General features: G+C 41.8%; 16 protein-coding genes. 1 reads left to right on the forward strand and 15 read right to left on the reverse strand.

Annotated features, from left to right (window positions below; genetic code table 11):
- Positions 1-7: 7 nt before the first annotated feature.
- Positions 8-787 (reverse strand): CdaR family protein, encoded by a 780-nt coding sequence (locus SM12261_RS06985; protein ID WP_001230940.1) that lies wholly within the window; start codon positions 785-787, stop codon positions 8-10.
- Positions 774-1,631 (reverse strand): diadenylate cyclase CdaA, encoded by an 858-nt coding sequence (gene cdaA, locus SM12261_RS06990; protein WP_001011069.1) that lies wholly within the window; start codon positions 1,629-1,631, stop codon positions 774-776. The genes SM12261_RS06985 and cdaA overlap by 14 nt, the downstream gene beginning before the upstream one ends.
- 137 nt (positions 1,632-1,768) lie before the next feature.
- Between cdaA and SM12261_RS06995 the strand changes: the two genes are divergently transcribed.
- Positions 1,769-2,737 carry an NAD(P)/FAD-dependent oxidoreductase gene (locus tag SM12261_RS06995; protein WP_000081015.1) on the forward strand — a complete coding sequence of 323 codons (969 nt, stop codon included), beginning with the start codon at positions 1,769-1,771 and terminating at the stop codon, positions 2,735-2,737.
- A gap of 423 nt (positions 2,738-3,160) precedes the next feature.
- Here the strand turns inward: SM12261_RS06995 and whiA are convergent, their stop codons facing one another.
- From whiA to metA, 13 genes are all read right to left on the reverse strand, one after another.
- A complete protein-coding gene (whiA, locus tag SM12261_RS07000) occupies positions 3,161-4,072 on the reverse strand; it encodes a DNA-binding protein WhiA (protein ID WP_000011276.1) in 912 nt (303 codons plus the stop codon).
- Positions 4,069-5,046 carry a YvcK family protein gene (locus SM12261_RS07005; protein WP_001231080.1) on the reverse strand — a complete coding sequence of 326 codons (978 nt, stop codon included), beginning with the start codon at positions 5,044-5,046 and terminating at the stop codon, positions 4,069-4,071. The genes whiA and SM12261_RS07005 overlap by 4 nt, the downstream gene beginning before the upstream one ends.
- Entirely contained in the window at positions 5,043-5,933 is an 891-nt protein-coding gene (gene rapZ, locus SM12261_RS07010; RefSeq protein ID WP_000163055.1) for an RNase adapter RapZ, read from the reverse strand. The genes SM12261_RS07005 and rapZ overlap by 4 nt, the downstream gene beginning before the upstream one ends.
- 51 nt (positions 5,934-5,984) lie before the next feature.
- Positions 5,985-6,365, reverse strand: coding sequence for a RidA family protein (locus tag SM12261_RS07015; protein ID WP_001140420.1), 381 nt, complete (start codon positions 6,363-6,365; stop codon positions 5,985-5,987).
- A gap of 10 nt (positions 6,366-6,375) precedes the next feature.
- Entirely contained in the window at positions 6,376-6,963 is a 588-nt protein-coding gene (gene yihA, locus SM12261_RS07020; protein ID WP_000422605.1) for a ribosome biogenesis GTP-binding protein YihA/YsxC, read from the reverse strand.
- An 8-nt stretch (positions 6,964-6,971) separates the two neighbouring features.
- Positions 6,972-8,204, reverse strand: a complete 1,233-nt coding sequence (clpX, locus tag SM12261_RS07025) for an ATP-dependent Clp protease ATP-binding subunit ClpX (RefSeq protein WP_012972566.1) — start codon at positions 8,202-8,204, stop codon at positions 6,972-6,974.
- Between the two features lie 36 nt (positions 8,205-8,240).
- Entirely contained in the window at positions 8,241-8,411 is a 171-nt protein-coding gene (locus SM12261_RS09500) for a hypothetical protein (protein WP_000442260.1), read from the reverse strand.
- Entirely contained in the window at positions 8,411-8,917 is a 507-nt protein-coding gene (locus SM12261_RS07035) for a dihydrofolate reductase (RefSeq protein WP_000162491.1), read from the reverse strand. Before SM12261_RS07035 ends, SM12261_RS09500 begins: the two co-directional genes overlap by 1 nt.
- 131 nt (positions 8,918-9,048) lie before the next feature.
- On the reverse strand, positions 9,049-9,567 hold the full coding sequence (locus SM12261_RS07040) for a Dps family protein (protein WP_000229882.1): 519 nt from the start codon (positions 9,565-9,567) through the stop codon (positions 9,049-9,051).
- A gap of 232 nt (positions 9,568-9,799) precedes the next feature.
- A complete protein-coding gene (gene lytC / locus SM12261_RS07045; RefSeq protein WP_078228356.1) occupies positions 9,800-11,410 on the reverse strand; it encodes a choline binding-anchored murein hydrolase LytC in 1,611 nt (536 codons plus the stop codon).
- 33 nt (positions 11,411-11,443) lie between these two features.
- Complete coding sequence (gene tpiA, locus SM12261_RS07050) at positions 11,444-12,202, reverse strand: triose-phosphate isomerase (protein ID WP_000087891.1); 759 nt, start codon at positions 12,200-12,202, stop codon at positions 11,444-11,446.
- Between the two features lie 97 nt (positions 12,203-12,299).
- Positions 12,300-12,977 (reverse strand): DnaD domain-containing protein, encoded by a 678-nt coding sequence (locus SM12261_RS07055; RefSeq protein ID WP_000221591.1) that lies wholly within the window; start codon positions 12,975-12,977, stop codon positions 12,300-12,302.
- Between the two features lie 8 nt (positions 12,978-12,985).
- The gene (gene metA, locus SM12261_RS07060) at positions 12,986-13,930 is read right to left on the reverse strand and encodes a homoserine O-acetyltransferase MetA (protein WP_001122693.1); all 945 of its coding nucleotides are present in this window, start codon (positions 13,928-13,930) and stop codon (positions 12,986-12,988) included.
- Positions 13,931-13,941: the final 11 nt, after the last annotated feature.

The raw sequence follows: 13,941 nt of genomic DNA on the forward strand, positions 1-13,941 counted from the left end.
TCTATTTTTAATTCGTTTTTGAACTAGTTGCTTTCGTTGACGAAGACGTCTCCGACGAACTACTTGTAGTTGAATTTGATGTGCTTGAACTTGGTGCTACTGGTTTTGTAGTCACCTTCATTGTTGTGTCGAACGGAGTAATAACTGCCGGTAAGACAACACCATTGCGATCGATTGCCTGCAAAGGTACTGAACCACTGTAATTACCGGTTATGCGTTCGCTGGTTGGTAAAAGCGCAATAATACGATCGATTTTAGCTAATGTTTCTTGGTCAGTTGTGACAGAAACTCGTTCGTTTGACACGGTTACACTATCAATTTGTAGCTTGGAATCAATCTGGCTTTGGTCAACTTGTGGCACAACAATCATCCCATCTCGCTTAACCTTCTTCCCAACTTTCACTGTAATCTTTTGAGGCGTTGCCACAGCGGTCAATCCGCTTGGAAGATTTTCAATATTCAAGGGAACTTCAATCGTTCCAACACTGGCATCCGTCAAATCCGCTGTGACCTTAAACTTACGAGTGCTCTCCTGCATTTCGCTGGCCAAGGTCACACGATTAGCTCCGGTTAATATCACTGAAACTTCTGATGCAAATCCACTAATGAAATACTGGTCATTATCATAGTGAATATCGATAGGAACGTTCGTTATCGTATTGGTGTAGGTTTCTGATTTGACCTGCCTTGCGGTATTGCTATTTTGAAAGTTGGTTGACGTTGCATAAATGAATAAGACACAAGCAAAAAAGAGAGATGAAATGATATATAGACTATTTTTTCTCATATTTCCAACCTCCTAGCAAACGGTCCTTGAAACTGACTTTTTCCTCAACAGCTGGCAAAAGAATTGCTCGTAGCTCTGCTTCAAATTCTTCAATCGTCAAGTCGTGCTTGAAAACACCGTTATAGGTAATAGAAATGCCTCCTGTTTCCTCTGAGACGATGAAGGTCAAGGCATCGGATACTTCTGACAAACCGATAGCCGCCCGGTGTCTGGTCCCAAATTCCTTGGAAATCCCTGTGCTTTCTGTCAAGGGAAGATAGGCAGAGGTTACTGCTATTCGATTTTCTCTGATAATCACAGCACCATCGTGTAGGGGAGTGTTGGGGATAAAGATATTAATAAGGAGTTCAGCTGAAATATTGGCATCCAAAGGAATCCCTGTCGCAATGTATTCTTGTAAGGTCCGAACTCGTTGGATGGCAACCAGAGCACCAATCTTACGAGGACTCATATATTCAACCGACTTGACAAAGGCACGAATCATTTGCTCCTCTGCACTAATTTGAGCAGTAGAAAAGAAATCTGTCGCCCTTCCCAAGCGTTCCAAACCAGTCCGAATCTCTGGAGAGAAGATAACAACCGCAGCAATAACCCCATAGGTGATAATCTGATTAATCAACCAAGAAATCGTTGTTAAATCAAGGATATTGGCCACAACCTGGGCTAATACAAAGATCACGACCCCACGCACCAAAATCATAATCTTGGTGCCAGCTATCGCTTTTGTAAAACGATATAAAATATAGGCCACAATCAAAATATCAAACAGATTGATGGCAATACTCCAAGGACTAGAAAACAAGCTAGTCCAATATTGCAGATTGGATAATTGTTGAAAGTTCATCTGCTGTCTCCTCTCTGTCCAAACACGTTCCTTTCTATTATACCATTTTTCTGGCATTTTTTTCCCTATCCTACTTCATTTTAAATTAAGGAAAAATATGATAAAATAAACTGACTAGAAAAAACAAAGGAGAAACCATGTCTCAACTCTATGATATTACCATTGTAGGTGGTGGTCCTGTCGGGCTTTTTGCAGCCTTCTATGCCCACCTACGCCAAGCCAAGGTCCAAATCATCGACTCTCTTCCCCAACTAGGTGGACAACCTGCTATTCTCTACCCTGAAAAGGAAATTTTAGACGTCCCGGGTTTCCCAAACCTGACTGGAGAAGAGTTGACTAACCGTCTAATCGAGCAATTAAATGGCTTTGATACCCCTATTCATCTCAACGAAACGGTTCTTGAGATTGAAAAACAAGAAGAAGGATTTGTCATCACAACTTCTAAAGGAAGTCATCTGTCTAAAACTGTTATCATTGCTATGGGGGGTGGTGCCTTCAAACCACGTCCGCTGGAACTAGAAGGCGTTGAGGGCTATGAAAATATCCACTACCACGTTTCTAACATTCAGCAATATGCTGGTAAGAAAGTGACGATTCTGGGTGGTGGGGACTCAGCTGTTGATTGGGCTTTAGCTTTTGAAAAAATTGCGCCAACTACCCTTGTCCACCGTAGAGATAATTTCCGCGCCTTGGAACACAGTGTCCAAGCTTTGCAGGAATCTTCTGTGATCATCAAGACACCATTCGTCCCTAGCCAACTCCTTGGAGATGGAAAAACACTCGATAAACTTGAAATCACAAAAGTCAAATCTGATGAAACAGAAACTATTGACCTAGACCACCTCTTTGTCAACTATGGTTTCAAATCTTCTGTTGGTAACCTTAAAAACTGGGGTCTGGACCTCAACCGTCACAAGATTATCGTCAATAGCAAGCAAGAATCTAGCCAAGCAGGTATCTATGCTATCGGTGACTGTTGCTACTATGACGGAAAAATTGATCTGATTGCGACAGGGCTTGGAGAAGCACCAACCGCTGTTAACAATGCCATTAACTACATCGACCCAGAACAAAAAGTACAACCAAAACACTCTACTAGTTTATAGAAAAAGAACCACGAGTCACATAGGATTCGTGGTTTTATAGTTCATCGGCTAATTTGTTAGCTCATATTTCCCCCTTCTTTAACAAAAATAAAAATGCCTATCAAACTGATAAAACATGTGATATAATAGGGACGGCACTAACAATACGCCTTGGAAAAGGAGGTATTACAGATGCTAGAACTTCTCAAAATAGTACTTATCGCAGTCATCGAGAGTATCATCTCATGGCTGGTGACTCGTTGGTTAGACGATCACTTCGACAAGTAACCTTCCTGGTTAGTGCTATCTAACCTAGAAAAAAATCCCCTCAGTATTGCAGTACCGAGGGGATTTCTGTTAGCACTAAAATGCTAGAACTTCTCAATTCCCCTTTATTATCTCACATACTCTATTTAATTGTCAAGAAAGAGGTGTTTTATATCTTTATAACTCATCGGCTATCTTATTGATTTTTCTGAGTCTGTGGTTGACACCACTTTTGGTCAGAGGGGTGCTGAGGCTATCTGCTAACTGCTGGATAGAGTAGTCTGGGTGCTGAATCCGCAACTGCGCTACTTCCTGCAAATCCACTGGCAGATTTTCTAAGCCCATGATATCTTTGATTTTGCTGATATTGTTGATAGTCTTCATGCTGGCAGAGACTGTCCGAGCGATATTAGCTGTCTCGGCATTATTGGCTCGATTGAGGTCATTACGGGTTTCTCGCAAAATCTTAACCCTCTCAAAATCATCACGCGCCTGCATGGCTCCGATGACAATCAAGAAGTCCATAATATCTTCGGCTCGCTGGAGATAGGTCACAGCTCCCTTCTTGCGCTCAAGCACCTTAGCATCTAGTAAAAATTGCTGGAGAAGGGAGGCAATCCCTTGCGCGTGGTCCAGATAAACAGAACTGATTTCCAACTGATACTTGCCTGACTCAGGGTCACGAATGCTTCCATTTGCCAAGAAGGCACCACAAAGATAGGCACGACCTGCTTCCTCATCCGATAAAATCGCCTCATCAATACCTGTTTCTAGGCCAAAGAAAGAGTCGGCCAAGTGCAAATCACTCAGAAGGTCCTGCACCTTTTCATCTGTAAAAACGGTATAGACCCGATTCTTACGAAGATTACTTCTTTGGTGGTGTCGGATTTCCGATTTGATTTCATAGAAATGGAGAAAGGACTCATAGAGGTGGCGAGCCAGTTTGGCATTTTCTGTCACGACAGACAAGGTCAGGCCCGAAGTCGAGAGACCGATACTGCCAGACATCTTGATAATGGCAGATAATTCATGCCGGCTCAGATGGTGCTGACCTAGGATTTCTTCTTTTACTGCTACTGTGAAACTCATTTTCTCACCTGTATAATCCGCATCAATTCATCCACAATCAAATCCCCATCGTGGAAGGCGCCTCCATTTTCCAGACGAAGGAAGTTGGATGAAATCACGCGCGGAACTTGCTTACAAAGACCAGTAAAATCATGTTCCACCTGCACCAAGTATTCATCAAAACGGTTGGAATTCATGTATTCCTGAGGCACTTTTTCAATATTCACCAAGACAGTATCGATAAAAGGTCGACCAAGGTGACGATGCAAGACCTCCACGTGGTCACTATCTGTAAAGTGTTCCGTCTCCCCACGTTGGGTCATGATATTGCAGACATAGGCGATTTCTGCCTTGGTTTCCAAAAGCGCCTGCCCGATTTCCTTAATTACAATATTGGGCAAAATAGAGGTAAAGAGAGAACCAGGTCCGAGGACAATCATGTCACTTTCAAGAATGGTCTGCACCACTCGACGGCTAGCCAGAGGCGTATCATCGTTAAGGGTATTGGTCACATAGACATGGTCAATCATGCCTGGATGGTCTGCAATATGGCTCTCTCCAGCCACTTCTGTCCCATCCTGAAAGACTGCGTGCAGGGTCAAAGGATGGTCACTGGAAGGATAAATCTTCCCAGTTGTATGGAAAAATTTGCTCAATAACTGCATGGCATTATAGGTCGAACCCTGCATTTCTGACAGGCCAGCAATGATGAGATTACCCAATGGATGGCCAGCAAAGGCTCCCGCATCCTCAGAAAAGCGATACTGAAAGACTTTCTCATAGAACTTAGGCATATCCGACATGGCCACAAGGACATTACGAAGATCACCTGGCGGTGTCAATTGTTGCATATTTTTTCGGAGTTCACCTGATGAACCACCATCATCCGCCACCGTTACGATAGCAGCGATTTCCACATCTTTTTCACGCAGACTTTTTAGAATGACAGGAATCCCAGTTCCTCCACCAATCACCGTTATCTTTGGTTTTCTCATGAACGGTTTACCGTTTCCTTTCTTCGGTCTTTGTCACGATGCCCTTCATTGACAGGCCAATTCTTGGATAAGTCCTGTGCCAAGCGTTTGGCAAAGGCCACACTACGGTGTTGTCCCCCTGTACAACCCATGGCAATGGTCAAAACAGACTTCCCTTCCTTTTGGTAGCTTGGCAAAATCGGCTCAATCAAGGCCAACAAATGTTGATAGAAATCTTCTGACTCAGGATGGTTCATGACATAGTCATAAACTGGTTCATCCACTCCCGTTTGATTACGCAGTTCTGGTAGATAATAGGGATTTGGCAAGAAACGGACATCAAAGACTAGGTCCGCATCAATCGGGATTCCATATTTAAAACCAAAAGACATGACTTCGATACGGAAAGACTGGGCTTGTTCCTGATCTGAAAACTGCTCTGCAAGGGTTTTGCGCAGCTCACGAGGAGTTAGTTCTGTCGTATCCACCACATTTTGACTCATATTTTTCAAAGGTGCCAAGAGTTCACGTTCCAGCTTAATTCCATCCAAAATTCGTCCATCTGCAGCTAGTGGGTGACTCCGTCTGGTTTCCTTGTAACGAGCGACCAATTCCTTATCAGCTGCATCCAAAAAGAGAATTTTAAAGTCCAGTTCTTCCTTGTTTTCCAGCTCATCCAAAACAGCTTGAATCTCTGAGAAGAAAGAACGGCTACGCATATCTACTACCAAGGCCAACTTATGGTCGTCTTCCTTTGTTTCCACCAACTGCAAAAACTTAGGCAAGAGAGCTGGAGGCATATTATCAATAGTAAAATAACCCAAATCTTCGAAGGACTGAATGGCAACTGTTTTCCCTGCACCACTCATTCCTGTCACAATCACCAAGTGAAGTTGTTTCTTTGTCATCTATCTCTCCTTATATCAAAAGAAGTTTGGCAACACCAAACTTCAACTAGCTTATCCAATCTCTGCGATGACTTCGATTTCGACTTTTACATCACGAGGAAGACGAGCTACCTCTACTGCTGAACGAGCTGGAAATTCCTCTTTAAAGGCCGTTTGGTAAACCTCGTTAAAAGGAACAAAGTCGTTCATATCGCTCAAGAAGCAAGTTGTTTTGACAACATGGTCAAAGTCAGTTCCTGCTTCTGCCAAAATAGCACCAATATTTTTCAAGACTTGTTCTGTCTGTTCTTGGATCGTTTCTCCAACGATTTCCCCAGTTTCAGGAGAGAGAGGAACTTGACCACTAGCAAACAAAAGGTTGCCAACGATTTTTCCTTGAACATAGGGTCCGATAGCCTTTGGAGCTTTATCTGTATGAATTGTTTTTGCCATTTTCTTTTCCTCACAATTTTTCTAAGATTGCATCCCAAGCCTCATCCATCCCTGCCTTGCTGACAGATGAAAAGAGGATAAAGTCGTCACTTGGGTCAAAGTTTAATTTCTTTTTGATTGCTGATTCGTGCTTGTTCCATTTACCACGAGGAATCTTGTCCGCCTTGGTCGCCACAATGATGACTGGAATCTCATAATACTTAAGAAATTCGTACATCTGCACATCATCTGCTGACGGGTCATGACGAAGGTCAACTAGACTGACCACTGCACGGAGATTTTCCCGAGTCGTTAGGTACTCCTCAATCATGCGCCCCCACTTTTCACGTTCCTTTTTAGAAACACGGGCATAGCCATAACCAGGCACATCCACAAAGCGCATCTTGTCATCAATGTTAAAGAAGTTCAGGAGCTGGGTTTTACCAGGTTTCCCTGACGTACGAGCCAGATTCTTACGGTTCAGCATGGTATTGATAAAGCTAGACTTGCCAACATTTGAACGCCCTGCAAGAGCGATCTCTGGCAATTCATCCTGCGGATAGTGGGACTTATTAGCCGCACTGAGCAAGATTTCAGCATTGTGTGTATTAAGTTCCATAGTCACCTCTAGGCTGTTTCTAGGATTGGTTTATCCGTTCCATCGACAGCTTCTTTAGTGATGCGGACCAATTTCACATTTTCCTGACTCGGTACTTCAAACATGACATCTAGCATGGTTTCCTCGATAATAGAGCGAAGACCACGCGCACCCGTTTTACGTTCGATGGCCTTGTTGGCAATCTCTTGAAGGGCTTCGTCGTCAAATTCCAACTCGACATCATCATAAGAAAGCAAGGTTTGATATTGTTTAACCAAGGCATTTCTTGGCTCTTTCAAGATACGAACCAAGTCATCAACCGTCAATTGCTCAAGAGCAGCAAAGACAGGCAAACGTCCAATCAACTCAGGGATAATACCAAATTTTTGAATATCTTCTGCGATGATTTCTTGCATGTAAGAGCTGTTTTCATCAATCGCTTTATTGTTTTGACCAAATCCGATAACCTTTTCACCCAGACGTTGTTTGACGATTTCTTCAATACCATCAAAGGCACCACCCACGATGAAGAGGATATTTTTAGTATCCACTTGAATCATCTCTTGTTGTGGATGTTTACGTCCACCTTGAGGCGGTACGCTGGCAACTGTTCCCTCGATAATCTTAAGAAGGGCTTGTTGCACCCCTTCACCAGAAACGTCACGTGTGATCGATACGTTCTCGCTCTTCTTAGCAATCTTGTCAATTTCATCCACATAGATAATGCCACGCTCTGCACGTTCAATGTTAAAGTCAGCAGCCTGCAATAGTTTGAGGAGGATATTTTCCACGTCCTCACCCACATAACCAGCCTCAGTAAGAGCTGTTGCATCCGCAATCGCAAAAGGCACATTCAAGCTCTTAGCCAAGGTCTGGGCAAGAAAAGTTTTCCCTGAACCAGTTGGGCCAATCATCAAGATATTTGACTTCTGCAAATCCACATCTTCTGACTCTTCACGCGTATCGTGGAAATTGATGCGTTTGTAGTGGTTGTAAACTGCCACTGCCAAGGCACGTTTGGCACGATCTTGACCAATTACATAGTGGTTCAAGATATGGAGGAGTTCGATTGGTTTTGGAACTTCAGACAAGTCTGCCAAGACTTCTTCCGCCAACTCCTCTCGAATGATTTCCTGGGCTAACTCCACACATTCATTACAGATAAAGGCGTTGTTACCTGCGATTATTTTTTGTACTTCTTCTTGGCTTTTGCCACAAAATGAGCAATAAACCATCATATCATTATTCCTATTTGTAGGCATGATTTCCTTCCGTTCTATTCTATACTGTCATTCTATCTAAAATAAGGTCATGTAAAAAGCATGGATACTATTGACCAAATTGGTAAAGGCATTTAACCAGAGCAGGACAGAAAGCCCATAACGCTTTTTACGAAAAGCCTGTGCTCCTGCAAGTAAGCAGACCAAACACAGCATGGCTGTGAAAAAACCAAATATACTACGTTCCATTAGACTTCCTTTCTCTTGCGGTATTGGATGGTAAAATCATAAGGATTTTTCTCATCTTTGGTATAGGATTTGCTTGAAACTGTCTCAAAAAGAGACAAATCAAACTCCTCAGGGAAATAGGTATCTCCCTCCACCCGAGCATGAATTTGAGTCACAATTACTTCGTCAAGGTAGGGTTCAAAAGCCTGAAAAATTTGCTTCCCACCGATAATATAAAGATTCTTTTCTTGAGCCTGATACCAGTCCAAGACAGACTGGACATCCTGAAAAGTAGTAACCCCGTCTATCTTTTCTTCAGAATTACGCGTCAAAATCAGAGTTTCCCGTTGTGGAAGCAAGCGACGCCCCATCCCATCAAAGGTCACACGCCCCATCAAGATAGCATGATTCAGAGTTGTTTCTTTGAAGTGTTGCAGTTCTGCTGGCAAATGCCAAGGCAGGCGATTTCCCTTACCAATCACACCCTCTTCATCCTGGGCCCAAATAGCTACGATTTTCTTAGTCATGCTTCCATCCTTTTCACTGATAGTACTATTTTATCAAAAAACTCAAAAAAAGACTGGTTTGGAATAGCTTACAGAATAGAAAAAAATCTGTAAGAGGCATCCTACAGATTTTTATATGATTATTCTATTTCTTACAAACCAGGTGCTTGTCCAAGTTCTGCGGCAAGCATCCAGATTGTTTTATCAGTTTCAGTTTTAGCATCTGTAAAGATACCGTTTGTCACATCGTCACCTTCTTCATCAGTAACATCCAAACCTTTTTGGAAGAGTTCTGACAAGTAACGGTAGATAGCAAGGACACGTTCCAAGCTTTCTTCAACATTACGGTATTCACCAGCTTCTTCTTCGATTTCACTGTTTTGAAGGAATTCTGTCAATGTAGAGAATGGGCTACCACCAAGTGTGATCAAACGCTCACTGATTTCATCCAATTGACCATCAAGAGCTTCCATATACTCATCCATTTTTGGATGCCATACAAGGAAACCACGACCACGCATGTACCAGTGCACTTGGTGCAAAGCAACGTGAGCTACATACAAATCAGCAACAGCTTGGTTCAATACTTCCTTTGTTTTTGCCAATGCTACTGGCGCTGCTTTTGTTAATGATGTTACGTCTTTTACTGCTTCTTTTTTCAATTCTACCATTTTATTTTACCTCATTCATTATTATTTGTAACCACTTCTTAATGATTACTACCTTAGTATACTACTAAGGAAAACCAATAGCAAGCCAAATGACTCACATGAGAAAAGTTGCAATAGACTGATAATTTAAGATTTTTTTAGAATAAAACCTAGTCACTTTCAAACTCTCTTAACAGCTATAAAATAAAGAAAAAGAGTATACAATTTGTAGGCTCTTTTCTCATTTTACATCTTAATACCAGACACTGACATCAACCTGTCCTCGTATCCCTTTAAGAGAGTCAGATGAAGTATATTGCCATCCTTTTTCTCCTGAATAATGAGGATTGTTCCAATCAAGCGCATCCGTATAAGCTGCAACCCAGTTTACATGTTGTAAAATATTTGGATGATTCAAACGAGTTTGCAAAAGTTGACGATAGCTATAAACTTTCACGTTTTGGTAACCAGCATGCTTCATGGTTTCCATATACTTATTGATAATTTTAACCCAAGTGTCTGTATCTGCTGGAGCTTTCTTAGATTTATTTTCATACTCCCAGTTTTCAACATCATAGTAGATTGGATAAGATAAGTTCATCTTGTATTTCTTCAAGAGTTCAATAGTCTGCTTAGCATCATTCTCAGCATCTGTTTCATTTTCTGCATAGGTATAAAGATAAACACCATAAGGAATACCTAGTCGATTAAATTCTTGAATATTATGTGCCAATTCCTTATCTTCTACACCGCTGTATCCTAAGCGCACAATAACACCATCAACTCCATTTTCCTGGATAACCTTTTTCCAATCACTAATGCGGCCATTATGATCACTGACATCAATAACCTTCTTAGCACGGTCAGTTCCGACCTGTTCTTCACGATGGTTAAAGAAATAACGGTGTCCATTTCGATAAACCCAACCAACATTCAAGGCTTTCTTTTCTTTCAGTTCCCCTGAATCAGCAAAAGTATAACGAGTATCGTCCATGATTAACTCACCTGTTGCCATGACACCACTTTCAGTAAGATAGTAGTTTCCATGCCACTCATCTTGAGCCATATAGCCCCACTTCTTGAAATAATACCACTTGCCATCAATCTTTTGCCACTGTTCATTAGCATAAGAACCATCTGCCTTAAGATAGAACCAACTCTTATAATGATTATCGTAAAGCCATTCGTTTTGCATCATGGCACCTTGACCATTCAAGAAATAATTTCCTTGCCACTGACTTTTAGCCATATAGCCCCACTTCTTAAAATAGTACCATTTGCCATTGATTTTCTGCCATTCTTGTTCTGCATAAGAACCATCTGCCTTGAGGTAGAACCAGCTCTTATAATTGTTATCGTAAACCCATTCATTTTTAGCCATGTATCCACCTGCTTTGAGGTAGTAGTTTCCATGCCATTCTTTTTGGGCATAACGACCATCTGCTTTTATATAGAACCAACTATTGTAGCTAGTATCGAAAATCCATTCACTCTTAGCTTTTGAACCATCTGCTTTTACATAGAAGTCACCTTCCCAATGTGCTGATGTTGAATTTGGCTTACTTTCTTCTTTCTGACTACTAGCTCGCGTCTCTTTTACTTCTTCCTTTTTCTCTGGACGCTGACTAGAAGAAGTCTCAACCTTTTTCTCTTCTTCTTTTTGACTTGTAGTCGTTTCTGATTTCTTTTCTTCTACCTTACTAGAAGAAGCTTGAACACTGCTTTCTTCCGAAGATGCTTTCACTTCAGCTTCATTTGCAGCCACCTGATTAACGATCAATCCAAGCAAAAAGGCACTTGCTAATCCAATTTTTCCAATCTTTGTTTTCAATCTTTCCTCTCCTATAAAAAATGGAACAGACATCTGAATGCTGTTCCACCTAGCTTTTGCTACTGATTATTTTACAAAGTCAAGCAAAGCCAAGAAGCTTTCTGCTTCAAGTGACGCACCACCAACAAGGGCACCGTCAACGTCTGGGCAAGCCATGTATGAAGCAACGTTTTCAGGTTTAACAGAACCACCGTATTGAACACGAACTTTGTCTGCAACTTCTTGACCAAAGTCAGCAGCTACAACGTCACGAACAACTTTACACATTTTTTGTGCATCGTCTTGTGAAGCTGATTTACCAGTACCGATAGCCCAGATTGGCTCGTAAGCGATAACTGATGCAGCAACTTGTTCAGCAGTCAATCCAGCCAATGCAGCAGATACTTGAGCACCTACGAATTCAGCAGCTTTACCAGCTTCGTAAGTTTCAAGTGACTCACCACAACAGATGATTGGAAGCATACCGTTTGCAAAGATTGCTTTTGCTTTTTTGTTGATATCTTCGTCAGTTTCATGGAAGTAGTCACGGCGTTCTGAGTGACCGATAACAACGTAGTCAGTACCGATTTCTTTCAAAACTTGTGGGCTTGTTTCACCAGTGAAAGCACCTGCATTTTCAAAGTAGCAGTTTTGAGCAGCAACTTTAAGGTTTGAACCTTTAGCAGCAGCAAGAACAGCTGTCAAATCAAGAGCTGGAGCTGCGATACCTGCTTCAACAAGATCTGATGAAGGAAGTTTTGATGCAACTGCTTCAACAAATGCTTTAGCTTCTTCTGGATTTTTGTTCATTTTCCAGTTACCAGCGATAAATGGTTTACGTGACATTTCACATACCTCTTTTTTCAATTTATTTTCTATTTATTTTATCACAATTAGACACAGCTTGCAAATCTTACTCGGATTTCAAGCCTGCTTCCAACTATTAATCCTTCCAAAGATCCATGGCATTTCTAAAATCTGCCGATACCTGTGTCAACTGAGGATTGCTTGCTTCTCTTTCTGCCCGCTTGGCCTCTATTTGGACCACACTTTTGATGCCTTCATGGCGCCAATTTCTCAAAATCGCCTGAATGTACTTCCAGTTTGGTTTGCCATTCAAAACCGCTTCACGAAGAGCTTCCTTAATCAAGTCAGCACTGGTCCCATCTTCCTTAAGAGTCTTGGTCAAATCCTCAATCTCAAAAGGCGTCAACAAGCGACCCAACTCCTGTTGGAAGGTTTCCACCAAATCCTTAAGCTGATTTTGAGGTGCCAATTGGTCTGAACTTGATTGAACAGCTCCAAGCAAGTCGTCCAAACGTTCCAAGGCTAGACTGGCATCAAAAAGTAATTCAATTTCACCATTCAATTCAATCGTTCGATACTGAAGCAGTCCCCTCTCCGTCAGATTGGAAATAGCCTGGTTTACATCTGAAATTTCCTTGCCAATCCTTTCAGCAATCTGGCTTGGGGACATTTCTTCTAAGCCTGTCGTATTTTGCAAATAGAAAAATTGCCAGACCAGAAAATCGTCACTGGAAGGAAAGAGTTCCTTAAAATGCAAGAGCAGGGCACTCGGTAAAACCAAGTTCCCTGATTTAAAAGCGTCTAAATATGTCATAATTCCTCTTATAAATACCCATATGCAGATGCATCATCTTCTATCTTTCTCCAGTCAAAAGGCGTCTCCTGATAGACGGCATAGTTCACCCAGTTGCTGAAAAAGAGGGCTGCTGATGAAGACCAACAAAGACAAGGTGTCTGGTTGACATCATCATCCTTAAAGTAATTTTCTGGAATATGAGGATCCAAACCTGCGTCACGATCTCGGAAATATTCATTTGCCAAGGTATCACGGTCATATTCCAAATGCCCAAAACTATAAATTTCTCGTAAATCACGACTGGCCAAAATCGAAACCCCAACCTGAGGTCCTTCCGATAAAATCTCTAGATTGGTTTTATTTAAAATTTCTTCCTTGGAAATCTCCGTGTGCCGTGAATGAGGGGATACATAGCTATCATCAAAGCCTCTAAAGAGAAGGTGCCCTTCTTTTAAGGTATCCTGAGGATAAATACCTGATAACTTACTATCCATCTGGTATTTTTCTACCCCATAGCGGAGATAAAGCCCAGCCTGAGCCCCCCAACAGATATGAAGGGTCGAATAGACATGGGTCTTGGACCACTCGATAACCTGACTGAATTCCTCCCAATAGTCCACTTCCTCAAATGGTAAATGCTCAACTGGAGCACCCGTGATAATCATCCCATCAAAATACTCATCCTTAACTTCTGGAAAAGTTTTGTAGAAGGTCTCCATGTGTTCTGATCGAGTTGTTTTAGAACGATGGCTCTCCATATAGAGGAAATCAATATCCAGTTGTAGGGGTGTATTGGCCAAATGGCGCAACAACTGAGTCTCTGTCACCATTTTCTTGGGCATAAGATTTAAAATCAAAATCTTCAAGGGACGGATATCTTGGTGGGCAGCGCGTTGATCATCCATGACAAAGATATTCTCTGTCCGTAAAATCTCAACAGCTGGTAATTTTTTATCAATTCGAATCGGCATAACTCTCTCCT

It is taken from the genome of Streptococcus mitis NCTC 12261, assembly GCF_000148585.2.
GTDB classification, from domain to species: domain Bacteria; phylum Bacillota; class Bacilli; order Lactobacillales; family Streptococcaceae; genus Streptococcus; species Streptococcus mitis.

Excerpts from the sequence above, each read along its gene's own strand:
- SM12261_RS06985 (WP_001230940.1), bottom strand. The coding sequence starts at position 787 with ATGAGAAAAAATAGTCTATATATCATTTCATCTCTCTTTTTTGCTTGT.
- cdaA (WP_001011069.1), bottom strand. The coding sequence starts at position 1,631 with ATGAACTTTCAACAATTATCCAATCTGCAATATTGGACTAGCTTGTTT.
- SM12261_RS06995 (WP_000081015.1), top strand. The coding sequence starts at position 1,769 with ATGTCTCAACTCTATGATATTACCATTGTAGGTGGTGGTCCTGTCGGG.
- whiA (WP_000011276.1), bottom strand. The coding sequence starts at position 4,072 with ATGAGTTTCACAGTAGCAGTAAAAGAAGAAATCCTAGGTCAGCACCAT.
- SM12261_RS07005 (WP_001231080.1), bottom strand. The coding sequence starts at position 5,046 with ATGAGAAAACCAAAGATAACGGTGATTGGTGGAGGAACTGGGATTCCT.
- rapZ (WP_000163055.1), bottom strand. The coding sequence starts at position 5,933 with ATGACAAAGAAACAACTTCACTTGGTGATTGTGACAGGAATGAGTGGT.
- SM12261_RS07015 (WP_001140420.1), bottom strand. The coding sequence starts at position 6,365 with ATGGCAAAAACAATTCATACAGATAAAGCTCCAAAGGCTATCGGACCC.
- yihA (WP_000422605.1), bottom strand. The coding sequence starts at position 6,963 with ATGGAACTTAATACACACAATGCTGAAATCTTGCTCAGTGCGGCTAAT.
- clpX (WP_012972566.1), bottom strand. The coding sequence starts at position 8,204 with ATGCCTACAAATAGGAATAATGATATGATGGTTTATTGCTCATTTTGT.
- SM12261_RS09500 (WP_000442260.1), bottom strand. The coding sequence starts at position 8,411 with ATGGAACGTAGTATATTTGGTTTTTTCACAGCCATGCTGTGTTTGGTC.
- SM12261_RS07035 (WP_000162491.1), bottom strand. The coding sequence starts at position 8,917 with ATGACTAAGAAAATCGTAGCTATTTGGGCCCAGGATGAAGAGGGTGTG.
- SM12261_RS07040 (WP_000229882.1), bottom strand. The coding sequence starts at position 9,567 with ATGGTAGAATTGAAAAAAGAAGCAGTAAAAGACGTAACATCATTAACA.
- lytC (WP_078228356.1), bottom strand. The coding sequence starts at position 11,410 with ATGTCTGTTCCATTTTTTATAGGAGAGGAAAGATTGAAAACAAAGATT.
- tpiA (WP_000087891.1), bottom strand. The coding sequence starts at position 12,202 with ATGTCACGTAAACCATTTATCGCTGGTAACTGGAAAATGAACAAAAAT.
- SM12261_RS07055 (WP_000221591.1), bottom strand. The coding sequence starts at position 12,977 with ATGACATATTTAGACGCTTTTAAATCAGGGAACTTGGTTTTACCGAGT.
- metA (WP_001122693.1), bottom strand. The coding sequence starts at position 13,930 with ATGCCGATTCGAATTGATAAAAAATTACCAGCTGTTGAGATTTTACGG.